The organism is Rhodovulum sp. PH10 (assembly GCF_000293785.1).
Classification (GTDB): Bacteria; Pseudomonadota; Alphaproteobacteria; order Rhizobiales; family Xanthobacteraceae; genus Rhodoplanes.
Window position 1 is genome coordinate 1 of the sequence record NZ_AKZI01000089.1, and the last position, 22,192, is coordinate 22,192.

General features: G+C 69.8%; 20 protein-coding genes. 4 read left to right on the forward strand and 16 right to left on the reverse strand.

Translation table 11 applies throughout. The features are described 5' to 3' along the window. Nucleotides 1-438: 438 nt before the first annotated feature. Complete coding sequence (locus A33M_RS14675; RefSeq protein WP_008388528.1) at nucleotides 439-1,833, forward strand: nucleobase:cation symporter-2 family protein; 1,395 nt, start codon at nucleotides 439-441, stop codon at nucleotides 1,831-1,833. Between the two features lie 120 nt (nucleotides 1,834-1,953). Here the strand turns inward: A33M_RS14675 and A33M_RS14680 are convergent, their stop codons facing one another. The 10 genes from A33M_RS14680 to A33M_RS24060 form a co-directional block, all read right to left on the reverse strand. Continuing rightward, nucleotides 1,954-3,084 carry a type III PLP-dependent enzyme gene (locus A33M_RS14680; protein ID WP_008388529.1) on the reverse strand — a complete coding sequence of 377 codons (1,131 nt, stop codon included), beginning with the start codon at nucleotides 3,082-3,084 and terminating at the stop codon, nucleotides 1,954-1,956. 662 nt (nucleotides 3,085-3,746) lie between these two features. Continuing rightward, nucleotides 3,747-4,007 (reverse strand): hypothetical protein, encoded by a 261-nt coding sequence (locus A33M_RS14685; protein ID WP_008388531.1) that lies wholly within the window; start codon nucleotides 4,005-4,007, stop codon nucleotides 3,747-3,749. A gap of 105 nt (nucleotides 4,008-4,112) precedes the next feature. Beyond that, nucleotides 4,113-4,415 carry a DUF1330 domain-containing protein gene (locus A33M_RS14690; RefSeq protein ID WP_008388532.1) on the reverse strand — a complete coding sequence of 101 codons (303 nt, stop codon included), beginning with the start codon at nucleotides 4,413-4,415 and terminating at the stop codon, nucleotides 4,113-4,115. A 17-nt stretch (nucleotides 4,416-4,432) separates the two neighbouring features. Beyond that, a complete protein-coding gene (pyrF, locus tag A33M_RS14695; protein WP_008388534.1) occupies nucleotides 4,433-5,140 on the reverse strand; it encodes an orotidine-5'-phosphate decarboxylase in 708 nt (235 codons plus the stop codon). 282 nt (nucleotides 5,141-5,422) lie between these two features. After that, nucleotides 5,423-6,004 carry an NADPH-dependent FMN reductase gene (locus A33M_RS14700; protein ID WP_008388536.1) on the reverse strand — a complete coding sequence of 194 codons (582 nt, stop codon included), beginning with the start codon at nucleotides 6,002-6,004 and terminating at the stop codon, nucleotides 5,423-5,425. Nucleotides 6,005-6,188: 184 nt separating this feature from the next. Beyond that, a complete protein-coding gene (locus tag A33M_RS14705) occupies nucleotides 6,189-6,734 on the reverse strand; it encodes a class I SAM-dependent methyltransferase (RefSeq protein ID WP_202801902.1) in 546 nt (181 codons plus the stop codon). Nucleotides 6,735-6,959: 225 nt separating this feature from the next. Beyond that, nucleotides 6,960-8,090, reverse strand: a complete 1,131-nt coding sequence (dnaJ, locus tag A33M_RS14710; protein WP_008388539.1) for a molecular chaperone DnaJ — start codon at nucleotides 8,088-8,090, stop codon at nucleotides 6,960-6,962. 206 nt (nucleotides 8,091-8,296) lie between these two features. Then, nucleotides 8,297-10,216: a molecular chaperone DnaK gene (gene dnaK / locus A33M_RS14715; RefSeq protein ID WP_008388541.1), complete on the reverse strand. Its 1,920-nt coding sequence runs from the start codon at nucleotides 10,214-10,216 to the stop codon at nucleotides 8,297-8,299. A gap of 160 nt (nucleotides 10,217-10,376) precedes the next feature. Continuing rightward, nucleotides 10,377-11,615 carry a glycosyltransferase family 87 protein gene (locus A33M_RS24055; protein WP_052027071.1) on the reverse strand — a complete coding sequence of 413 codons (1,239 nt, stop codon included), beginning with the start codon at nucleotides 11,613-11,615 and terminating at the stop codon, nucleotides 10,377-10,379. A gap of 119 nt (nucleotides 11,616-11,734) precedes the next feature. Then, nucleotides 11,735-13,645: a hypothetical protein gene (locus tag A33M_RS24060; protein WP_008388549.1), complete on the reverse strand. Its 1,911-nt coding sequence runs from the start codon at nucleotides 13,643-13,645 to the stop codon at nucleotides 11,735-11,737. Between the two features lie 179 nt (nucleotides 13,646-13,824). On the opposite strand from A33M_RS24060, the gene A33M_RS14730 reads away from it, so the two are divergent. Continuing rightward, the gene (locus A33M_RS14730; protein WP_008388551.1) at nucleotides 13,825-14,376 is read left to right on the forward strand and encodes a GtrA family protein; all 552 of its coding nucleotides are present in this window, start codon (nucleotides 13,825-13,827) and stop codon (nucleotides 14,374-14,376) included. After that, complete coding sequence (locus A33M_RS14735; RefSeq protein ID WP_008388553.1) at nucleotides 14,373-15,881, forward strand: NAD(P)/FAD-dependent oxidoreductase; 1,509 nt, start codon at nucleotides 14,373-14,375, stop codon at nucleotides 15,879-15,881. The genes A33M_RS14730 and A33M_RS14735 overlap by 4 nt, the downstream gene beginning before the upstream one ends. 178 nt (nucleotides 15,882-16,059) lie before the next feature. Here the strand turns inward: A33M_RS14735 and A33M_RS14740 are convergent, their stop codons facing one another. The 5 genes from A33M_RS14740 to A33M_RS14760 all read right to left on the reverse strand — a co-directional run bounded on the left by A33M_RS14740 (nucleotide 16,060) and on the right by A33M_RS14760 (nucleotide 19,890). Then, nucleotides 16,060-16,659, reverse strand: a complete 600-nt coding sequence (locus A33M_RS14740) for an SCO family protein (RefSeq protein WP_008388554.1) — start codon at nucleotides 16,657-16,659, stop codon at nucleotides 16,060-16,062. A 48-nt stretch (nucleotides 16,660-16,707) separates the two neighbouring features. Beyond that, entirely contained in the window at nucleotides 16,708-16,887 is a 180-nt protein-coding gene (locus A33M_RS14745) for a hypothetical protein (protein WP_008388556.1), read from the reverse strand. 173 nt (nucleotides 16,888-17,060) lie between these two features. Further along, a complete protein-coding gene (locus tag A33M_RS14750) occupies nucleotides 17,061-17,888 on the reverse strand; it encodes an SGNH/GDSL hydrolase family protein (RefSeq protein WP_008388559.1) in 828 nt (275 codons plus the stop codon). Continuing rightward, entirely contained in the window at nucleotides 17,885-18,733 is an 849-nt protein-coding gene (locus A33M_RS14755) for an SGNH/GDSL hydrolase family protein (RefSeq protein ID WP_008388561.1), read from the reverse strand. The genes A33M_RS14750 and A33M_RS14755 overlap by 4 nt, the downstream gene beginning before the upstream one ends. Beyond that, nucleotides 18,730-19,890 carry an OpgC domain-containing protein gene (locus A33M_RS14760; protein WP_202801903.1) on the reverse strand — a complete coding sequence of 387 codons (1,161 nt, stop codon included), beginning with the start codon at nucleotides 19,888-19,890 and terminating at the stop codon, nucleotides 18,730-18,732. Before A33M_RS14760 ends, A33M_RS14755 begins: the two co-directional genes overlap by 4 nt. A gap of 265 nt (nucleotides 19,891-20,155) precedes the next feature. On the opposite strand from A33M_RS14760, the gene apaG reads away from it, so the two are divergent. Then, complete coding sequence (apaG, locus tag A33M_RS14765; RefSeq protein WP_008388566.1) at nucleotides 20,156-20,545, forward strand: Co2+/Mg2+ efflux protein ApaG; 390 nt, start codon at nucleotides 20,156-20,158, stop codon at nucleotides 20,543-20,545. Nucleotides 20,546-20,678: 133 nt separating this feature from the next. Here apaG and A33M_RS14770 read toward each other — a convergent pair whose 3' ends face one another. After that, nucleotides 20,679-22,094 carry a glutamate synthase subunit beta gene (locus A33M_RS14770; protein ID WP_040620772.1) on the reverse strand — a complete coding sequence of 472 codons (1,416 nt, stop codon included), beginning with the start codon at nucleotides 22,092-22,094 and terminating at the stop codon, nucleotides 20,679-20,681. Nucleotides 22,095-22,192 lie beyond the last annotated feature (98 nt).

The following is a 22,192-nucleotide window of genomic DNA, read 5'->3' on the forward strand; positions in this document are numbered from 1 at the left end:
TTCGCGCCGCAACGCAGCCCGCGTCCGAGTTTCCAAACGGGCTCTGAGCCTCCCGGCCCGCGGGGTCCGCATCGGTCCGGAGGCGCAGGCCGCCGGGCCGGCGTGCCGACGACCGGTGTGCAGGCGCCGGAACTGGGCGTGGGGACACGTGGCCGCCGCACCGCGCAGGGGCGTCATAATTCTCCGAAAGCGGTGAGACAGCGCGATCCTCCGTAAATCCTCGGACGCGAGACGCGGAAATTCGTGGTGAGTGGCGCCGCCGGACGCTGCGTCCGGTGACCGGATGCCGGCGCCGCGTCGCGTCCTGCCCCGCCGCCTCCCGTCGCGGCCACCCCCTGCCCGCGTTCGCGCCGGCGGCCGAGACGAGACGACCCGGCACACGATTTGTATGGCGCTTCCCCTCCGGTGATCACACCGACGAACCCAGAGGGGGTTTCCTTGCGCGCCACCGATCCCGTCGACGAGCTTTTGCCGGTCCCCCGGCTCGCCACGCTCGGCCTCCAGCACGTCCTGGTGATGTATGCCGGCGCCGTCGCCGTGCCGCTGATCATCGGCCGCGCGCTGAAACTCTCGCCCGAGGAGGTCGCCTTCCTGATCTCCGCCGACCTTTTCGCCTGCGGTCTCGCGACGCTGGTACAGTCGATCGGGTTTCCCGGCGTCGGCATCCGCCTGCCGGTGATGATGGGCGTCACCTTCGCCTCCGTCGGGCCGATGCTGTCGATGGTCGGCGCGCCGGAGATCGGCCTGCTCGGCATCTACGGCTCGGTGATCGCCGCCGGCCTGTTCGGCATCGTCATCGCCCCGTTCGTCAGCCGGCTGTTGCCGCTGTTTCCACCGGTCGTCACCGGCACGATCATCCTGGTGATCGGCATCTCGCTGATGCGGGTCGGCATCAACTGGGCGGGCGGCGGCCTGCCGACCCTGACGAAGGTGGTCGACGGCGTGCCCGGCGCCTTCCCCAACCCCGCCTACGGCCAGGTCCAGGGGCTCGGCATCGCGCTGTTCGTGCTCCTGGTGATCCTCGCGCTGATCCGCTGGGGCAAGGGCTTCCTCGCCAACATCGCGGTGCTTCTCGGCATCGTCGCCGGCGCGGTGCTGGCCGCCGCCCTCGGCGTGATGCATTTCGAGAAGGTCGCCTCGGCGCACTGGGTCGACGTCGTGCTGCCGTTCCATTTCGGCATGCCGCAGTTCCACCTCGTGCCGATCGTCACGATGTGCATCGTGATGATCGTGGTGATGATCGAATCGCTCGGCATGTTCTTGGCGCTCGGCGAGATGACCGGCCGCACGGTCGACCAGAAGGCGCTCGCCCGCGGCCTGCGCGCCGACGGCGTCGGCACGCTGCTCGGCGGCATCTTCAACACCTTCCCTTACACCTCGTTCTCCCAGAACGTCGGGCTGGTCGGCGTCACCGGCGTGCGCTCGCGCTGGGTGACGGCGGCGGGCGGCGTGATCATGCTGGTGCTCGGCCTGGTGCCGAAGATGTCGGCGCTGGTCGAGGCGGTGCCGCAGGTGGTGCTGGGCGGCGCCGGGCTCGTGATGTTCGGCATGGTGGCGGCGACCGGCGCGCGCATCCTCACCGCAGTCGACTTCAAGACCAACCGCTTCAACCTGTTCGTGGTGGCGCTGTCGGTCGGCTTCGGGATGATCCCGCTGGTGGCGCCGGGCTTCTTCAAGGCGCTGCCGCACGCGCTGCACCCCCTGCTCGACTCCGGCATTCTCCTGGCGGCGATCTCGTCGGTGGCGCTCAACGCCTTCTTCAACGGGCTCGGCGGCGGCTCGTCGAAGGCGCTCGAAGCGGCCGAGACGGCCGGCGTCGCCGAGGTCGGCTGATCCGCTTTCGACGGCGCACACGGACCAATGAAAAAGCCGATCCCGGGACACCGGGATCGGCTCTTTTTTTCTCGCCTCGACCGGGGACGACGGCCGGCGCTGCGCCGGCCGTCCCCGTGATCAGATGTGGTACGTCTTCAAGGGCGCAAAACCGTTGAAGGCCACCGCCGAGTAGGTCGAGGTGTAGGCGCCGGTCCCCTCGATCAAGAGCTTGTCGCCGATCTCGAGGCTCACCGGCAGCGGGTACGGGTTCTTCTCGTACATCACGTCGGCCGAATCGCAGGTCGGGCCGGCGAGCACGCAGCCGGTCGTGCGGTCGCCGTCGCGCGGCGTGCGGATCGGGTAGCGGATCGCCTCGTCCATCGTCTCGGCGAGCCCGCCGAACTTGCCGATGTCGAGATAGACCCAGCGCAGCTCGTCCTCGCGGCTCTTGGTCGAGACCAGCACCACCTCGGTTTCGATGATCCCGGCATTGCCCACCATGCCGCGGCCCGGCTCGATGATCGTCTCCGGGATCGCGTTGCCGAAATGCTTGCGCAGCGCCCGGAAGATCGAGCGGCCGTAATTCTCCACCGCCGGCACGCGCTTCAGGTACTCGGTCGGGAAGCCACCGCCGAGATTGACCATCTGCAGCTGGATGCCGCGCTCCGCGCACTCGCGGAAGATCTGGCCGGCCGACTTCAGCGCGCGGTCCCACGAGCGGACGTTGCGCTGCTGCGAGCCGACATGGAACGACACGCCGTAGGGCTCGAGGCCGAGCCGCCGGGCGTGCTCGAGCACGTCGACCGCCATCTCGGCGTCGCACCCGAACTTTCGCGAGAGCGGCCACTCGGCGCCGGCGCAGTCGTACAGGAACCGGCAGAACACCCGCGCCCCGGGCGCTGCGCGCGAAATCTTCTCGACCTCGGCGAGCGAGTCGACCGCGAACATCCGCACGCCGAGCTCGAAAGCACGGGCGACGTCGCGCTCCTTCTTGATGGTGTTGCCGAACGAGATGCGGTCCGCCGACGCGCCGGCCGCCAGGACCATCTCGATCTCGGGCACCGAGGCCGCGTCGAAGCACGAGCCGAGGCCGGCGAGCAGCGACAGCACCTCCGGCGCCGGGTTCGCCTTCACGGCGTAAAATACCCGGGTGTCCGGAAGCGCATGGGCGAAGGCGAGATAGTTGTCGCGGACGACGTCGAGATCGACGACGAGGCACGGTCCGTCCTCGCGACGACGGCGCAGAAACTCACGGATGCGCGCGGTCATGGCGCTCTCCCCGACAGGCCAAGGGGGGCGGCGGCCGGCCACCCCGAGTGAGTGCGGGTGAAAAGCTCCACAGGCGACACGCGATGGGGACGCGCCAGCCGCGAAGGGTTCTTCACCCGTCCGTGTGCTGCCTTGGATTGGAAAGGGAGTCCCCTTCCGCACGCCCGGCAATGATGAACAAGCCTCTTCGGTGACCCGAGCCGGCGGTGGAAGGCCGGCAGAGACCAAAAAAGCCCGTGTCGTCGTTGCTTTAAGCCGCGTCCCTCGTGGAGAACGAGGTGCGCCGGTTTCGCCTCCGGCTGCCGATCAAGTGGTTCGGAGCATTTGCGACCAGGGGGCTCGTGAACCAGTCGGTTCGCAAAACCTCGGGTCTCGCTCCGGGCGGCTGTCCGGCCTCTTGTCCGGATGCCCACCGATCGACACACGGCCACAGGCACGTGCGAAATTGGGCAAGTGGTGACTTAAGCGATCCGTCCCGCCGATGCAACCCCGCAAGTGCCCGCGGAGCCGATTTTCGGGGACAAATTTTGCCGGGAAAACGCGAGGGATTTTAACGGGTCGTTCACCGTTTCCGCGGGGCACCGGAGCGCGGCCGACTCGTCGGCCGATACCGCCGCACTCCGAGGGCTTCGCGAGGCGCCGAGGACGGCCGCGAGCGGCCGTCAGCCGCGGGCGGTGAAGGGCTCGACCTTCATGCCGGAGCGCACGAACTGCACCATCACGACGATGCCGAGCAGCATGAAGAAGCCCTGCAGGCCCCACACGCCGATGCCGCCGATACCGAACAAATTGGCGAGCGCCCAACCGCCGGCGAAGGCGGCGCCGAACACCTCCGCGCCGATCAGCACGGCGGCGGACAGCACGGTCACGACGTTCTTCCAGACGATGCGGCGGGAGACGGGGCGGGTGACGGTGTCGGGCACGGCAACAATTCCTTTCGTCGGCGGCACTGTCCACGAAACGCGCGGCCGGTCAAGCCGGCGCCGATTCGCGGCCTTGCGCGATGCCGTGACCTCGCCGTCGGCGCCTCAGGGCTGCGGGCCGTCATAGCCCTCGACGACGACGAGATCGGTGTCGGCCCGGCCGAGCCGGTGGGCGCGCGCCGCCTGGTATTCCGGCGAATGCCAGCAGGCGAGCGCGCTCGCATAGTCGGGAAACTCGATCACCACGTTGCGCGAGCGGCTCTCGCCCTCCGGCGTCTCGTATTGCCCCGCCCGCACCAGGAACCGCCCGCCGTATTTGCGGAACGCGGCGGCATTGGCCGCGACATAGGCCGCATAGCCTTCGGCGTCGTGCACCTCGACGCGGCCGATCCAGTACCCCTTCGCCATCGGTGTGCCCCTCGTCGTCACGCCGACGCGTCGGCGGCCGCCGCGATCTCGGCGACGATGCCGTCCGCCGCCACCCGAGGATTCGTTGCCGCGACGATCGGCCGGCCGACCACCAGATAGTCGGCGCCGGCGAGAATCGCGTCGCGCGGCGTCTTGACCCGCTTCTGGTCGCCGACCTCGGCGCCCGCCGGGCGGATGCCGGGCGTCACCAGGACCATGCCGTGGGCGAGCTTCGGCCGCAGCATCGCCGCCTCCTCGGCCGAGCAGACCAGCCCGTCGACGCCGATGTCCTGCGCCTGCGCGGCGCGCTCGGCCACCAGCTCGGGCACGGTGAAGTCGTAGCCGGCGGCGGCGAGGTCCGCGTCGTCGTAGGAGGTGAGCACGGTGACCGCGAGGATGCGCAGGTTCGAATCGCCGCGCCCGGCGACCGCCGCCTTCATGGTCTGCGGATAGGCGTGCACGGTGAGGAAGGTCGCGCCGAGTTTTGCGACGCTCTCGACGCCCTTCTCCACCGTGTTGCCGATGTCGTGCAGCTTGAGGTCGACGAACACGCGCCGGCCCTTGAAGATCAGCTTCTCCGCGAGCGCCAGCCCGCCGCGGAAGGCGAGCTGATAGCCGATCTTGTAGAAGGTCACGCTGTCGCCGAGCGCCTCCACCACCTGCTCGGCGGCGTCGACGGAGGGCAGATCGAGAGCGACGATCAGACGGTCGCGCGGCTGTTCCAAGGTGCGTCCCCTTCGGTACTCTCTCGTTCCTGCGCCACCGGGCTCGACATCTCCCCGCCCTCCCCCGGAGGAGCCGCCCAAGGCGGCGTCTCGAAGGGCGGGCGGCCTCATGGTTCGAGACGCGGCCTCCGGCCGCTCCTTGGCATGAGGAGGAAGACAGCGCGCAGCCACGGCGACATGAACGACGTCTCGGCATCCGAACGGCTCTTAGCCGTGTTCGGCCATTTTGGCGACTGTCCGGAGGGAGGGGAAGAGCCCGCGGCGTCGATCGGGGGCAGCCAATCACGCAAACGCGTGCGCCGCCTCGACGAGGCGGGCCAGCACGGTGCGCAGGGTCGCCGCCGTGCGGGCGTCGGCGAGGCCGCCGGCGTCGTCGAAGGCGGTCGCGGCCTCGCGCACCGCCACCTGCTCCGGCAGCACCGTTGCGCCGCAGCCGAGCTCCAGCACCTGCCGCAGCGCCATCAGCGAGCGATAGCCGCCGAGCGTGCCGGGCGAAGCGGCGCCGAGCGCAAAAACGCGGCCCTTGTAGGCGGCGAGCGGCGGCGCCCCCTCCTCGCGCACCCGCGACACCCAGTCGACGGTGTTCTTCAGGAGCGGCGTGACGGAGGCGTTGTATTCGGGGCTCGCGATGAAGACGCCCTGGTGCAGCCCGATCATCCGCGCGAGTTTTTTGGCCGTCTCCGGCGGGCCGGAGGCAGCCTCCAGGTCGCCGTCGTAGAGCGGCATCGGATAGTCGGCGAGCGACACGTGGGTGACGTGCACGTCGGCCAGCGCCAGCTCCTTCACCGCCAGCGCCGCGAGCTTTGCATTGTACGAGCCGGTGCGGATCGACCCGGCAAGCACCAGGATTTTGGGTTCGGTCATGTCACGCCTCTCCGTCGCCTCGCCTTTGGACGGAGCGTGCGGCAGGCGAGGCGAAACCACAAGCCGGACGGGCGCGCCCGGCGCCGGCGGGAATCACCTGCACGAGTTCACGTCGGTCGAGTTCGCGCCCGACAAGTCCGCGCCGAACTCGTCCGGCGGACGAGTCCGCGGAAAAGTCTGCCCGTCAGGCGAGGCAGCGACCGACCGCCGGCTCGACCTCGCGCCGGCGATAGACCCACACGCGGGCGGGCGGCAGGTTGAGCCAGATCCGCTCGGAGGCCTCGACCCGGATGCGGGCGAGCTGGCGCGGGATCGGCGGTGCCACCGAGTAGGTGAACTGCACGAACGGGCAGCCGGAGCGCAGCAGGCCAAAAACCTCGTTGAGGAGGCGCAGGCGCGTCCACAACGGCTTGGTCAGCAGCGGCAGGCCGGAGACCACCGCGGCGGCCTTCTCCTGCAGCACGTCACCGAGCGAGCGGCGCAGGCGATAGGCATCGCCCTGCACCACCGTCGCCGCCGGATAGCGGGCGCGCAGGAGGCGGCAGAAGGTGCGGTCGTACTCGACCAGCACCAGCCGGGACTCGGCGATGCCGTGCTCGACCAGCGCCTCGGTGATGGCTCCGGTCCCGGGACCGAGCTCGACGACGGGACCGTCGGAGGCCGGGTCCACGTAGCTCGCCATGACGCGCGCGAGCGGCTTGCTCGACGGCATGACGGCCCCGATGGCCAACGGCTTCTCGATCCACGAACGGATGAACCTCACATCGTCGTCGATGCGGAGGCTCTTTCTGGGGGTGCCCACAGCGGACTGAAACGGCATGTCTTTCGGCGTGGCTGCGACGCGGCGAAATGCTCTGTCACCAAACCGTCACGCCTACAGGTCAGACCCCTCCGGGTCAATACTCGTGTGGTGTTCCGGCATGGGAACCAGTGGCTGCGACGGCCGCCCGGCGGGTCACGGAGAGCCCGCCTTGTTGCCGAAGAACTCCTTGACCTTGCCGAAGAATCCGCTCGACTCGGGGTGCGTCTGGGTGGACGACAGCTTGTCGAACTCGGCCAGCAGCTCGCGCTGCCGCTTGGTGAGATTCTGCGGCGTCTCGACCACCACCTGGACGTACATGTCGCCCATCTGCTTGGAGCGCAGCACCGGCATGCCCTTGGAGGTGAGCCGGAACCGGCGGCCCGACTGGGTGCCGTCCGGCACCTTCACCTTGGTCTTGCCGCCGTCGATGGTCGGCACCTCGAAGTCGCCGCCGAGCGCGGCGGTGACCATCGAGATCGGCACCCGGCAGTGGAGGTCGGCGCCGTCGCGCTGAAAGAAGGCGTTCGGCCCGATCGACAGGAAGATGTAGAGGTCGCCCGCAGGCCCCCCGCGCACGCCCGCCTCGCCCTCGCCGGCGAGCCGGATGCGGGTGCCGTCCTCGACGCCCGGCGGAATGTTGACCGACAGCGTGCGCTCGCGGGTGACGCGCCCCGCCCCGGCGCAGGCCGGGCACGGATCGTCGATCACCTGGCCGCGGCCGTGGCAGGCCGGGCAGGTCCGCTCGAGCGTGAAGAAGCCCTGCGCGTGGCGGATCTTTCCGTGTCCGCCGCAGGTGGTGCAGGTCTTCGGCTTGGTGCCGGCCTTGGCGCCGGTGCCGGAGCACACCTCGCAGGTGACGGACGTCGGGATGTGCACCGGCGCGACCTTGCCGTGATAGGCATCCTCGAGGGTGATCTCCATGTTGTAGCGGAGATCGGCGCCGCGCTCGCGGCCGGTGCCGCGGCCGCGCCCACGGCCCATGCCGAAGAAGTCGTCGAAGATGTCGGCGAAGGTGGTGGCGAAGTCGGCGCCGAAGCCCGGACCGCCCGCCCCGCCCTGCTCGAAGGCGGCGTGGCCGAAGCGGTCGTAGGCGGCGCGCTTGTCGCCGTCCTTGAGGACCTCGTAGGCCTCGTTGACCTCCTTGAAGTGGATCTCGCACTCGCTGTCGCCCGGATTACGGTCCGGGTGGAACTTCATCGCGAGCTTGCGATAGGCCGTCTTCAGCTCGGCCTCGCTGGCGGTGCGCTGGACTCCGAGCACCTCGTAATAATCGCGCTTGGCCATTCAGCCGGTCCCCCACGCACGAAAAACCCTCTTCCCGTCCGGAAGAGGGTGCCGAGCGAACGTTTGGGCGCGAGGCGGGCTGGAGGGGGCGCTCGACATCGATGAAAAGACGGCACGTTCGACGGCGGTAAAGCCCCCTCGCCCACCGTCCGGACGGCAGCCGCCCGGACGGCTCCCTCTCCCGGCGACGGGAGAGGGTTCGGGCCTCACGCGCTCTTCTTGTTCTTCTTGTCGTCGTCGACCTCGGTGAACTCCGCGTCGACCACGTCCTCGTCCTTGCCGGACGCCTGACCACCCGCCGCACCGCCGGGCGCGCCGTCCTCGCTCTGCTTGTACATCGCCTCGCCGAGCTTCATCGAGGCCTGCGCCAGCGTGTTGGTCTTGGTGGTGATCGCCTCGGCGTCGTCACCCTTCAGCGCCTCGCGCAGGTCGCTCATCGCGTCCTCGATCATCCGGCGCTCGTTGTCGCCGACCTTGGAGCCGTGCTCGGCGAGCGCCTTCTCGGTCGAGTGCAGGAGCGCCTCGGCGTGGTTCTTGGCGTCGACCGCGGCGCGGCGCTTCTTGTCGTCCTCGGAATGGCTCTCGGCGTCCTTGACCATCCGCTCGATGTCGGACTGCGACAGGCCGCCCGACGCCTGGATGCGGATCTGCTGCTCCTTGCCGGTCGCCTTGTCCTTGGCCGACACGTTGACGATGCCGTTGGCGTCGATGTCGAACGACACCTCGATCTGCGGCACGCCGCGCGGCGCCGGCGGGATGCCCATCAGGTCGAACTGGCCGAGCAGCTTGTTGTCGGCCGCCATCTCGCGCTCGCCCTGGAAGACCCGGATCGTCACCGCGTTCTGGTTGTCCTCGGCGGTGGAGAAGGTCTGGCTCTTCTTGGTCGGGATCGTCGTGTTGCGGTCGATGATGCGGGTGAACACGCCGCCCAGCGTCTCGATGCCGAGCGACAGCGGGGTCACGTCGAGCAGCAGCACGTCCTTGACGTCGCCCTGCAGCACGCCCGCCTGGATCGACGCGCCGATCGCCACCACCTCGTCCGGGTTGACGCCCTTGTGGGGCTCCCGGCCGAAGAACTGGCGGACCATCTCCTGGACCTTCGGCATGCGGGTCATGCCGCCGACCAGCACCACCTCGTTGATCTCGCCCGCCGACAGGCCGGCGTCCTTGAGCGCGAGGCGGCACGGCTCGACGGTGCGCTGGATCAGGTCGTCGACCAGCGCCTCGAACTTCGCCCGGGTCAGCTTCAGCGTCAGATGCTTCGGGCCGGTGGCGTCGGCCGTGATGTAGGGCAGGTTGATCTCGGTCTGCGAGGTCGAGGACAGCTCGATCTTGGCGGTCTCGGCCGCCTCCTTCAGGCGCTGCAGCGCCAGCTTGTCCTTGCGCAGGTCGATGCCCTGCTCCTTCTGGAACTCGTCGGCCAGGTAGCTGACGAGCCGCATGTCGAAGTCCTCGCCGCCGAGGAAGGTGTCGCCGTTGGTCGACTTCACCTCGAACACGCCGTCGCCGATCTCGAGGATCGAGATGTCGAAGGTGCCGCCGCCGAGGTCGTAGACCGCGATGGTGCCCTGCTTCTGCTTGTCGAGGCCGTAGGCGAGCGCCGCCGCGGTCGGCTCGTTGATGATGCGCAACACCTCGAGGCCGGCGATTCGGCCGGCGTCCTTGGTGGCCTGGCGCTGGGCGTCGTTGAAGTAGGCCGGCACGGTGATGACGGCCTGGGTGACCTTCTGCCCGAGATACGATTCCGCCGTCTCCTTCATCTTCTGGAGCGTGAAGGCGGAGATCTGCGAGGGCGAGTAGGTCTTGCCGTCCGCCTCGACCCAGGCGTCGCCGTTACTGGCGCGCACGATCTTGTAGGGGACGAGCTTCTTGTCCTTCTCCACCATCGGGTCGTCGTAGCGGCGGCCGATCAGCCGCTTGACGGCGAAGAAGGTGCGCTCGGGGTTGGTGACCGCCTGGCGTTTCGCCGGCTGGCCGACCAGCCGCTCGCCGTCGTCCGTGAACGCGACGATCGACGGGGTGGTGTTCTTGCCTTCGGAGTTCTCGATGACCTTCGGCGTCTTGCCTTCCATCACGGAGACGCACGAATTGGTCGTGCCGAGGTCGATCCCGATGACCTTGCCCATTGTCCTTGTCCTTCTCTTCACAGCAGGCCGGCCGAGCCTGAACAGCACCCGGAAGCGTCCGCAGGCGTCGCGCCTGGTGGATGCCTTGGGTCCGGCCCCTTTATGGAACGTAACGGCAACCGCCCTCCGGCGGGTTTCGAAAGGTCATATAGGAGGGCCGTCATGCCCCGCAAGGCGGAGTTTCGGGAAAACCACTGCGGGACGGGCGGTCCCGGTGGGGCCGTACCCACCGCCGGGAACCCGTTCCGGGGGCGTTTTCGCGCCGCCCGGCGCCGCCGGCGCCGGAGCACCGGCGGGGGCCGTTCACCGCCTCCGCGACGGCCACGGCGAAGACCGCGATCGAGACGAGCGGCGCGAGGCCGAGCCCAAGCATGGTGGCCACCATGGTGCCGGTCGGAATCACCCAGGCGAGCAGGAGCACGGCCCGCCATCGCGACCGCCACGGCAGCCGGCCGGCCAGCACCCAGACGAGCGGGACGGCGAGAGCCGTGAGGTCGTAGGAGAAGGCGTAGGGGGTCGCGAGCGGCGCCGCGCTCGCCAGCACGAACGCCCGCCGGCACGGATCGCCGGTGCGCCGCACCGCCCAGGCGGCGACGGCGACGACCGGCAGCGCCACCGCGATCTGGAGGCCGAACGCCTCGCCGTAAGGGATGCCGACGGTGCGGGCGCCGGCCAGCACCGAGACCATCATTGTGGTGTAGAAGCCGTCGAACCTCTGCAGCGTGAACAGATGGAACGGCAGCGTGACGTCGAGCCAACGCTGCCAAGGCTCGATCCCGAACACGGCGATCGACAGCCCGACCAACAGGAGCGCCGTCACCGCGGCGGCCGCGATGGTGCGCCATGCCCCGAGAGCCACCAGAGCGAGTGGCAGGACGACGCCGAGTTGCGGCTTCACGGTGAGGATCCCGATCAGCACGCCTGCCGCGATCGGCTGGCGGTCGAGCCACAGCAGACTGCCGAGAAGCAGCGCCGCCGAGAAGAAGCCGTTCTGGCCGCCCACCATATTGATCAGGCTGGCGGGAGCGAGGACGAGAAGCAGCAGGGCGAGCGGCCGGCGTTCCCGAGCGAGCGGCGACAGCGTCACCCACGCGAACGCCGCGAACGAGACCGCCGTCCACACGGCGAGCGCGACGAAATAGGGGGGCACCGCGAAGGGCAGAAACAGGGCGAACGCGCTCGGCGGATAGCTCCAGGAATGGAACGGCAACGGCACGCCGAACAGCCGGCCGATCGCATCCACAGAGCCGGGGAGGTCGAACAGGGTGGCGACCTCGCCGGAGAACGCAAGCCGAGTGCCGGCCCACACATTGATGAAGTCTCGGCCGATCGCGTGCCCCCGAATGTCCAGCCCATTTCCCGCCGGCAAGTAGATCCAGACGAGAATCGGCAGCGACACCGCGAGCCCGAGACAAGCGAAGGCGGCGGCACGGCGGCTTTCGGGAGACCCCGACGTCCGCACCTTCCCGGTTACGGCAACGGAGGCAGGAGTCGCCGACCCGGGATCGGGGCGTTCCGTCATGGCTTGCCAGCGCGCTCGGCGACCGCCGGCTCCCCGACGACCTGAAAAATCTGCAGCACCTCGTCCGGCGCGGAGAGCGGGACCAGCCAGTCCGGCACCTCGCCGGCGGCGAGGCGGGCGCCGAGGCCGTCGGCTGCGGCGGGGGGCGCAGCGCCCGGCGAGCCGGCCGAAGCGGCGCTCGGTGCGGCGGTCGGTGGGGCGGGCGAGCCCGGGCAGGTCACGAAGTAGCTCATCTTCCGCGCCACGACCATCTCGTGCGCCCGGTCGGGCGAGGCCGCGAGGAGATCGTGGATGGCGAGGATGGCGTCGCCGATGCGGTGATAGGGCGCCGCCAGCGCCGCATGCGGCGTGTTCGCGAGCACGAACGCGCCGTAATCGACGTCGCCGGCGACCAGCCCCGGCGGCAGCGCGGCGAGGCGGGCATAGCTCGCCGTGGCGAAGCAGCCGCGCGCGACCCGCGGATTGTCCTTCGGCGGCGCGGCGCCGAGCGCCTCCACCGCGAGCAGCGTCAGCGCCGAAAGCACCGCCGGGGCGAGCGGCATGGCGAGACACACGCGGGCCGCCGGCGAGGCGAGCCTCAGCCGGTCGGCGAGGCGCATCGCGGCGACCGCCATCGGCGGGATGCCGAGCCACAGGGCGTAGCCGAACCCCTTTATCGCCACGCAGCCGATCAGGACCGACACGCCGAGCGCCGCGACAGCCACCAGGAAGCCCGGATTGCACCGCACCTCGCGCGACCGCGCGAGCATCGCGCCGGCGAGAAGGGCGGCGAGCGGAAACGGCAAGATCATCGCGGCGATCGAAGGCGAATGCGCCATGGTCGCGGCGATCGACTGCATCTCGCTGACCTTGCCCATCCAGATGGTCTTCAGCGCCGGGTCCATCATCGCGTAGGGGCCGCCGAGGCAGCGTGGCTCGAGCCCGACGAACAGGCCGCCAGCGAGCAGCGTGATGCCGGCGAAGGCGGCGAGCCGGACCACCGGTCCGCGCGCCGCGAGAACAGTGGCGAGCGCCGACAAAAGGCCCGCCAGAGCCACCGGCACCACCCAGTTCACCGCCATGCCGTCGCAAGCGGCGGTGCCCCAGCGGTCGGGCGGCACCTCGGCGAAAAAGCCGGCGGCGGTGGCGGTGGCGAGCGCAAAGCCCCAACTGCGCAGGGCGGCCGCCCCCTGCCCCGTCAGGCAGAAGCGCAGGATCGGCACCGCGGCGGCGAGCAGCAGGAAAAGCAAATTCTCCATGCCGACCGCGAGCGCGAGCCCGGTGAGCGCGCCGGCGAGCGCCGCCGCCCATCGCACCCGGTCGCTCCAGGCGGCCGCGGCGAGCGCGCCGAGCGCCAGCGCGATCTGGACGTTGTGGTGGTCGATCCGGCCGAGCCGGAACTGCTGGAACGCCGGCAGGCCGAGCACCACCATCAGGAGCGCGATCAGCGCCGCCTCGCGGCCGGCGATCCGGCGGGCGAGCAGCGCCACCGCGGCGATCGAGGGCAGCAGCCACAGCGCCGGCCATACCGCCCGCATCAGCCGCTCGGCGAGCGCCGGGCCGGCGAGCGGCTCGAACAGGAGAAAAAGGCCGGCGAGCCCGGCATCGATCAGCCGCGACCAGTGGGTGTCGTAGCCGCCGGGCGGGGCGAGCCGCGGCTCGTGCAGATCGAACCAGTTTTGGCCGGCGAGAAACGCCCGCACCTCGACGAGCCGCATCGCGTCGTCGGTGTCGCCGAGCGTTTTTGCCGTCACCGCCCAGTCGGCGACCGCGAGCTGGGCGACCACGACCAGCCACGCACCGATCAGCAGCAGCGCGAACGTCGCCCAGTGCGGCCCGGCGGTCGTCTCCGAAGCGGGCGAGCCCGATGCGGAGTTCGCCCCGGACGGGCGCGAAAAAAGCGTGCTCGGCGGCGTCGTGCACGACATCGGTGCCCCCTCGTCCCGTCGATTGCCGGAGGACGGCACCATCGCGTGCGCGCATTGACGTTCCATTAAGCCTGCGCGCGAGGGAGCCGGTGGCTTTGCCGCATGCGAAGCGTGCCGTTAACGCTCGGCCGCGACACTCGCTCGGAAACCATCGGCGAAGCAGTGGGGACTGTGCCGTCGTGCAGGGGTTCGGGGACGTGGTGATGGCGGCGGACGATTTCTCCGGGTCGGGAGCGGATGGCCGCCGCCGCGGCCTCGTCGGCCGCCTGATGGCCCGGCTGCCGCGTCCGATGCGCTTCATTGCGGTCGGGCTGGTCGGCCTCGCGGTCGATCTCGCGGTGTTCACCGTGATCCCGTGGCACCTTCACCATCCGCTCGCGGTGCGGCTGCTGTCGATCGCGGTGGCGACGCTGGTCACCTGGCGGCTCAACCGCGCCGTCACCTTCGAGCGGTCGGGCCGCCGGCAGCACGCCGAGGCGGTGCGCTACGCGGTGGTCACCGCGGTCGCCCAGGGCACCAGCTACGCGGTGTTCGCCGCCCTCGTGCTCACCGTGCTCGGCGTCTTCCCGCAGGGCGCGACCGTGATCGGCGCCGCGATCGGCGCGCTGGTCTCCTACAACGGCCACCGGCTCTACGCCTTTGCGCCTATCGTTCCGCCCGAGACCGAACCGCCTTCCGCCGGGCCGCCGGCGGCCGATCCGCCCTCCCGCAAGACCGGAGTTGTCGAATGAGCATCCACACCGACGTGTTCGTGATCGGCGCCGGGCCTGCCGGGCTGACCGCCGCCTACGCTCTCAGCAAGCACACCCCCGCCGTCGTCGTGATCGAGAAGGATCCGGTGCGGGTCGGCGGCATCAGCCGCACGGTGCGGCACGGCGACTATCTGTTCGACATCGGCGGCCACCGCTTCTTCTCGAAGTCGAAGGAGGTGGTCGACCTGTGGAACGAGATTCTGCCGGACGACTTCATCGAGCGGCCGCGCCTCTCCCGCATTTTTTACGACGGCAAGTTCTACTCCTATCCGCTCAACGCGATGGAGGCCTTGCGCAATCTCGGCATCAAGGAGAGCGTCGCCTGCGTGCTGTCGTACCTCGAAGCGCGGGCGAAGCCGATCGCCGAGCCCGCGACCTTCCATGACTGGGTGCGCAACCAGTTCGGCGAGCGACTGTTCTCGATCTTCTTCAAGACCTACACCGAGAAGGTGTGGGGCATGTCGTGCGACGAGATCTCCGCCGACTGGGCGGCCCAGCGCATCAAGGGGCTCGACCTGCGCGTCGCGGTCACCGATGCGCTCGCCCGCTCGCTCGGCATCAAGCCGAAGGCAAAAGCCGGCGAGCCGGTGGTGAAGACCTTGATCGAGACCTTCCGCTATCCGCGCAAGGGTCCCGGCATGATGTGGGAGGCGGCGGCGGAAAAAATCCGCGCACGAGGCGCGCAGGTGCTTCTGGGCCGCGACCTCCGCTCGCTCACCTACGACGAGAACCTCGAGCTGTGGAACATCGAGGTCGCGACCGCCTCCGGCGAGATCGAGCGCTACACCAGCTGGCACGTGATCTCGTCCGCCCCGCTCGCCGAGCTCGTCAACAAGATCCGCCCGCGGCCGATCTCGCTGTTTCACGCCCGCTCGCTGCGCTACCGCGATTTCCTCACGGTGGCACTGACGATCGACAAGCCGACGCCGTTCCCGGACAACTGGATCTACATCCACGACCCGTCGGTGAAGGTCGGCCGGGTGCAGAACTTCACCTCCTGGTCGCCGGAGATGGCGCCGCCCGGCAAGAGCTGCCTCGGGCTCGAATATTTCTGCTTCGAGGGCGACGGCCTGTGGGCCACCTCGGACGAGGCGCTGATCGCGCTCGCCACCGCCGAGGTGGAGAAGATCGGGCTCGTCACCGCCGCCGACGTCTCCGGCGGCTGCGTGGTGCGCCAGCCCAAGGCCTATCCGGTGTACGACGAGGATTACCGCGAGCACGTCGCGACAGTGCGGCGCGACCTCGCGCTCGGCTATCCGAACCTGCATCTCGTCGGCCGCAACGGCATGCACAAGTACAACAACCAGGACCACGCGATGATGACCGCGCTCCTGACGGTGGAGAACATCCTGGCCGGCGAGGACCTCTACGACGTGTGGATGGTCAACGAGGACGCGGAATATCACGAGGCCGGCCGCGCGGGCCTCCGCGCCGCGCTCGGCAGCGAGCGTCAGGTGCCGAAAAAGGTGTCCGACGCGGCGTAACAGCCTCGGCTGCCGCCCTTCACGCGCGCGGCGCGCCGCCTCGTACCCGCAGCGACAGAGTTCGACCTCGTCCTGAGGGCGGGCGGGACGCCCGCGTCTCGAAGGACGAGGGCACCGACTTGGCCGGCCCCTTCGAGGCCCCGCCGGATCCTGCCGTCGGGCTGCGCGGCGCGCCGCCTCAAAAATACTTGCGCAGATCGGCGGCCGCCTGCTCGGGCGGCCGCTTGATGTTGAACGGCGCGACGAACCGGCCCTGCTTGTCCATCAGATAGACGATGGCCGTGTGGTCCATCGTGTAGTCGCCGTCCTCGAGCGGGATCTTCTTGTAGTAGACGCGGAATTTCTTCGCGACCGCGGCGATCTCCTCCGGCGTGCCGGTGAGGCCGCGGATGTGCGGGTCGAAGCTCGCGAGATAGGTCTTCAGAAGCTCGGGCGTGTCGCGCTCGGGATCGACCGAGACGAAGATCACCGCGGTGCGGTCGGCGTCGGGCCCGAGGGCGCGCAACACCTCGGAGGCCTCCCACAGCGAGGTCGGGCACACGTCTGGGCAGTGCGTGAAGCCGAAGAACATCAAATACGGCCGGCCGCGCAGCTGGTCGTCGGAGAACGGCGCGCCGTTCTGATCGGTCAGCCGGTACGACCCGCCGACCGCCGCGCCCGCCGTCCCCTCCGGCCCGCCGAGCCCGCGGGTCAGCAGCACCACCAGGCCGAGACAGACGACGAGGCCGAGGGCGAAGACGGCGGCCATCAGGGCGAAGCGGGAGCGGCGCGCGGACATCGGCATCATCCTCGTCGGGTGGCGAACGGCACGGACGCCGGGGCGCGGTCAGAAGCAGCCGGCGATGCCGGCCGAGATCGCCTCGAAGAACACGGCCGTGCCGTAATGGGCCCACAGGGCGACCGCGAGCCCGACCAGCAGCACGGCGCAGCCGAGCGCCACCGCGACGATCGTGCGCTGGACGACGAGGGCGCGGCTGGTGACGTCGGACCTCGACACGTGTGACATCCCGGTTTCGGCGGCTCGCTCGGGCGCGGCCGAAGCCTGCAGGGGACACCGGCCGCCTCTTTCGGAGATAGGCCCGCGAGAGCGGCCCGGCAACCCCGGCCAGGGACGCCGGGCGGCGGCCGATCGCCGCCGGCACCGACCACGCGACGAATCGAGGACGGGAGAGAGCCCGGTCAGGGCACCCGAAGGTCGGTCGCCTCGGGGGCGGCGGCGAGCGTCGCGCGGCGGGTCGCCGCCTCGGTCACGGCGTCGGCGAGCAGCCGACCGAAGCAGCCATAGCCCCAATCGTTCATGTGGAGCCCGTCGGGCACGGTGAACGCCGAAAACGGCAGCCCGTCCTGCTCGTGCCAGCCCTGCATCACCGCGAAGCGCGGGAAGAGGTCGGCGTGACCCTCCTTGGCCATCTTGGCGAGCAGCGCGATCATCGCGTGCGCCGCGGGCTTCTCCAGCACCGCCGGCGCGTATTGCGGGTCGATCAGGATCACGTCGGCGCCGAGCGCGCGCATGCGGGCGATGCCGCCGGCGACCAGCGCCCGCACGGAGGCGAGCGAGTTGCCGCGCAGCAGCGCGTTGGTGCCGGTCTGCCACAGCACGAGATCGGGCTTCTCCGCCGCGACGCTCGCGTCGAAGCGGGCCAGCATGTCGACCACGGTCTCGCCGTTGACGCCCTGATTGACCACCCGCACGGTCTCACCGGGCAGGGTTTCGGCGAGCCGGGCGGCGAACCGTTGCGGATAGGCGGCAGCGGGCGAGCTGGCGCCGGCACCGGCGGTCGAGGAGGAGCCGAGCGCGACGATCGTCACCGGCTCGTGCCGGGCGAGGCGGGCGGCGACGCGCGGCAGCCGATCCGACAGGCGGGTGAGGGCCGGCTGCGCGCGGCAGGCGGGCTCGGCGGCGGCCGCCGGTCCGGAGCCGATCGGTGGGAGCACGGCGGCGAGCGCCAGAATGGACAACGGGAACGCGAAGCGCACGGCACCACGAAGACGCAGACGAAAACTCACTTCCGCACTCCCGACTGTCCGCCGCTGCGCGCCAGATCCGACGGGCGGGCGCCGTCCGGCGGCTTGCCGGCTCCCTCGGCCGCGGCGGCGGTCGCGAGGTCGGCGCCTTCGATCACCAGGCGGGCGAGCAGCCGCCCGATGCAGGCGTGCACGCTCGCCGCCATGTCGATCTTGTTGGTGGCGGCGGAGAGGTCGAACACGCCGGATTCGTGCCAGCCCTTCATCACCGCGAAACGGTCGAACGAGTTCACCGAGCGCTGCAGGGCGACGAACCGCATGCGATCGAGATAGCCGTCGAGCGCGATCATCGACTCGGTGCGCGGGCTGAACTGCATATTCATCAAGACGACGTCCACACCCGCGGCCTGCAGCCTCTCGACGCCGCGGTCGAGCGCCGTGCCGAACTCCTCCGGGTCGATGCCGCGGATGGCGTCGACCGTGCCGGTCTGCCACACGACCAGCGTGGGCTTCGCACCGGCCAGCACCTCGCCGATCCTAGCCTCCATCTCGGCCGCGCTCTGCCGGGATTTGGCGTACGGAACGACACGGACCGCGACGCCCGGCCGCTGCGCCGACAGCGCCGCCTCGAACCGTCCGGGATAGCCGCGCGCCATGCCGGTCGGCCCGACCAGCGCCGAGGAGGCGCTGCCGAGCACGGCGACGTCGAGTTTTTTGGCGGCGATCGCGGCGGCGACGTGCGGCATCGGGAAGGCGGCCTGCACCACCCCGTCCGGCACCTCGCAGGGCAGATCGTCGGCGGCGACGGCCGTGCCCACCGGCGACGACGCCAGCAACATCGCGAGCGCGAGCATCAGGCTCGTCGCGAACGGCACGGCACGCATCATGGCGGACTCCCGGCCGGATCGGTGCGCGGCGGGGCGGAACGCGACCCGCGGCTGCGCCCCTCGATCGCCTTGTACCAAGCCATAAGCGCAGCGGCCGCAATCATAAGCACAATGCCCATGACGCTGACAACGATCTGAATCGGAATACCATCCGAGACTTCGACCATGACGAAATGGGCGGCGAACGCGAGAAACACGCCGAGGCAGAAGATCTCGAGCGAATGCTGCCCGCAAATGACGGCGGGCCGCAGCCAGGGCGAGCGCAGGCCCGGCCAGTCGGCCGGCACGAAGCGCACCGTCAGCACCGCCAGCGCGAAGAAGTGGGCGACCCGCAGCCCGTCGAGATTGGTCTTGTCGATCGGGTACATCCATTCGGCGATTTTGGTCGGAACGATCGGCGTCCAGGCCGGGACGTACCAGGTGAGCACCACCAGGAAGGCGGCGAGGAGATAGAGGACGGCCAGCACGACCGCGGTGCGCGAGCGCACGAACGGCCCGATCCGCTCGGCGCCGCCGAGCGCGCACCACGCGCCGAAGCCGAACAGGAGCTGCCAGGCGAACGGATTGAACGCCCAGTGGCCGGACGGATAGGAGGGCAGGTTGATGTCGAGCTCGAGCGCCGCGGCATAGAGGCCGACGGTGCCGACGAGCGCCAGCGTCGGCCGGCGCAGCAGGAGCCAGACGAACGGCGGAAACGCCGCGAGCAGCGTGATGTAGAGCGGCAGCACGTCCATGTTGGCCGGCTTGAACTTCAGAAGAAGCGCCTGGATCAGCGTGACGTCCGGCTGCCGCAGGAAGTCGAACACGCCCATCTCCTCGGCATAGAGCGGGTTCTCGAACGAGCGGGAGACGTAGGCGATCTCCGCCATGTAGATGCAGAACAGGAAGATGTGGGCGACGTAGACCTGCCAGGCGCGACGCAGGATGCGTGCGCCGGCCACCACGAAGCCACGCTCGCGCATGGTGCGGCCATAGACATAGGCGGCGGTGTAGCCGGAGATGAAGACGAAGATCTCGGTGGCGTCGCTGAAGCCGAAATTGCGGATGGTGAGCCAGCTCACCACGTTCGAGGGAATGTGGTCGAGGAAGATCAGCCACAGCGCCAGCCCCCGAAACAGGTCGAGGCGCAGATCCCGTTCCCCCGCAGCGAGCGGCATGGTTTTCCTTTTCCCCGGCTCCGCCGCCGGCCATTTTTTCGGCTCCGGCGCCGGCGCCACGCCGGACGGAGCCCGTGGCGGCATCGGCGCCCTGCAAGAGAGCCAGCAGGCGTGCCCGGCACGGTCGTTGCTTCGTGGTGGCGCGCCGCATCCTCGTCACGATCGCGGCGAAATTGGCACCGAGCCGGCGCAAGCCGGCGCGCTCTGCATCTCCCTTCGCGCCGCCCCGCCGGGGTGGCGTCCGCCCCCGACGAGGTTGCCCTTCATGTTCGTTGCACGGACCCGCGAGATCGAGGTGGAGGTGGCTCCCCGCTTCCTGCCCGAGCGCTCCTCGACCGACGAGCGCACCTGGTTCTGGACCTACACGATCCGGATCACCAATCACGGCGAGGAGACCGTCCGGCTGGAGACCCGCCACTGGCGGATCACCGACGCGCTCGGCCGGCGGCAGGAGGTGAGCGGGGCCGGCGTGGTCGGCGAGCAGCCGGTGCTGCCGCCGGGCGGCACCTACGAATACACCAGCGGAGTGCCGCTGCCGACGCCGTCCGGCTTCATGGTGGGCACCTACGGGATGCTGTCGCAGACCGGCGAGCGGTTCGAGATCGACATCCCCGCCTTCGCGCTCGACCTGCCGCACGAGCGCACGGTGAATTGACAGCGACCGGCGCGGGGGGCGCCCCCCGTCGTTCGGGAGGCGACCGACCACCGTCGCCGTCGTAAAAGAGAAAACGGCCGGCCCCGGATGATCTCCGAAGCCGGCCGTACAACACGGAGCGAGGTGACGAAAATCAGCGCGGCAGCGCCGATTCGCCCATCAAGAACTCGTCGACGGCGCGGGCCGCCTGCCGGCCCTCGCGGATCGCCCACACCACGAGCGACTGGCCGCGGCGCATGTCGCCGGCGGCGAAAACCTTGTCGATCGAGGTCTTGTAGTCGTCGACGCCGGCCTTGACGTTGCCGCGCGGGTCGAGCGTCACGCCGAGCGCGGCGAGCATGCCCTCGTGCACCGGATGGACGAAGCCCATCGCCAGCAGCACCAGCTCGGCCTTCAGCTCGAAGCCGGAGCCTGGGACCGGCTTCATCTTGTCGTCGACCCGCACGCAATGCAGCGTCGTCACCTTGCCGTTCTCGCCGGTGAACTTTTCCGTCAGCACCGAGAACTCGCGGGTGGCGCCCTCGAGGTGCGAGGAGGAGGTGCGCAGCTTGAGCGGCCAGTTCGGCCACGTGGTCAGCTTGTCGGCCTTTTCCGGCGGCCGCGGCAGAATCTCGAGCTGGACGATCGAGGCGGCGCCCTGGCGGGCCGAGGTGCCGATGCAGTCGGAGCCGGTGTCGCCGCCGCCGATCACCACCACGTGCTTGCCGGTGGCGAGAATCGGCTCGGCCTGGAACGACTCCTGGCTGTTGCGGCGGTTCTGCTGCGGCAGAAAATCCATCGCGAAATGGATGCCGTCGAGCTCGCGGCCGGGGATCGGCAGGTCGCGCGGCTTCTCCGAGCCGCCGGCCAGCACCACCGCGTCGTGGCCGTCGAGCAGCGCCTTGGCGTCGATCGTCACGCCGACATGGGCGCCGTAATGGAAGGTGACGCCCTCGCCCTCCATCTGCGCGACCCGGCGGTCGATCAGATGCTTCTCCATCTTGAAGTCGGGAATGCCGTAGCGCAGCAGGCCGCCGGCCTTGGCGTTCTTCTCGAACAGATGGACCTCGTGGCCGGCGCGGGCGAGCTGCTGGGCGCAGGCGAGGCCGGCGGGGCCGGAGCCGACCACCGCGACCTTGCGGCCGGTCTTCCGCGCCGGCGGCTCGGGCTTCAGCCAGCCTTCGGCGAAGGCGCGGTCGGCGATCGCGCACTCGATCGTCTTGATGGTGACCGGCGTGTCCTCGAGATTGAGGGTGCAGGCTTCCTCGCACGGCGCCGGACAAACCCTTCCGGTGAACTCCGGAAAGTTGTTGGTCGAGTGCAGGTTCTGCGCCGCCGTCTTCCAGTCGTCGAGATAGACGAGGTCGTTCCAGTCGGGGATCTGGTTGTTCACCGGACAGCCGGTGTGACAATACGGAATCCCGCAATTCATGCAGCGCGCGGCCTGCTGGCGGAGAATGTCCTCCGGCAGCGGGATCATGAACTCGTGATAATCGCGGAGGCGCTCTTCGACCGGCGCGTACTTGCGGTCGGTGCGCTCGAATTCCAGGAACCCTGTGACCTTACCCATCGTCGTTCTCAGCCCTTGCCGCCGACCAGGTCCTCGCGGCCGGTCGCGCCCCCGTCGCATGTCCGGGGCTTCTTGTCTCCCGTCCGTCCGACTGTCCG

Coding starts and splice junctions, on each gene's coding strand:
- A33M_RS14745 (WP_008388556.1), bottom strand. CDS start 16,887: ATGTCACACGTGTCGAGGTCCGACGTCACCAGCCGCGCCCTCGTCGTC.
- A33M_RS14700 (WP_008388536.1), bottom strand. CDS start 6,004: ATGACCGAACCCAAAATCCTGGTGCTTGCCGGGTCGATCCGCACCGGC.
- A33M_RS14690 (WP_008388532.1), bottom strand. CDS start 4,415: ATGGCGAAGGGGTACTGGATCGGCCGCGTCGAGGTGCACGACGCCGAA.
- apaG (WP_008388566.1), top strand. CDS start 20,156: ATGTTCGTTGCACGGACCCGCGAGATCGAGGTGGAGGTGGCTCCCCGC.
- A33M_RS14760 (WP_202801903.1), bottom strand. CDS start 19,890: ATGCCGCTCGCTGCGGGGGAACGGGATCTGCGCCTCGACCTGTTTCGG.
- dnaJ (WP_008388539.1), bottom strand. CDS start 8,090: ATGGCCAAGCGCGATTATTACGAGGTGCTCGGAGTCCAGCGCACCGCC.
- A33M_RS24060 (WP_008388549.1), bottom strand. CDS start 13,645: ATGTCGTGCACGACGCCGCCGAGCACGCTTTTTTCGCGCCCGTCCGGG.
- A33M_RS14735 (WP_008388553.1), top strand. CDS start 14,373: ATGAGCATCCACACCGACGTGTTCGTGATCGGCGCCGGGCCTGCCGGG.
- A33M_RS14770 (WP_040620772.1), bottom strand. CDS start 22,094: ATGGGTAAGGTCACAGGGTTCCTGGAATTCGAGCGCACCGACCGCAAG.
- A33M_RS14740 (WP_008388554.1), bottom strand. CDS start 16,659: ATGTCCGCGCGCCGCTCCCGCTTCGCCCTGATGGCCGCCGTCTTCGCC.
- A33M_RS14755 (WP_008388561.1), bottom strand. CDS start 18,733: ATGATGCGTGCCGTGCCGTTCGCGACGAGCCTGATGCTCGCGCTCGCG.
- dnaK (WP_008388541.1), bottom strand. CDS start 10,216: ATGGGCAAGGTCATCGGGATCGACCTCGGCACGACCAATTCGTGCGTC.
- A33M_RS14680 (WP_008388529.1), bottom strand. CDS start 3,084: ATGACCGCGCGCATCCGTGAGTTTCTGCGCCGTCGTCGCGAGGACGGA.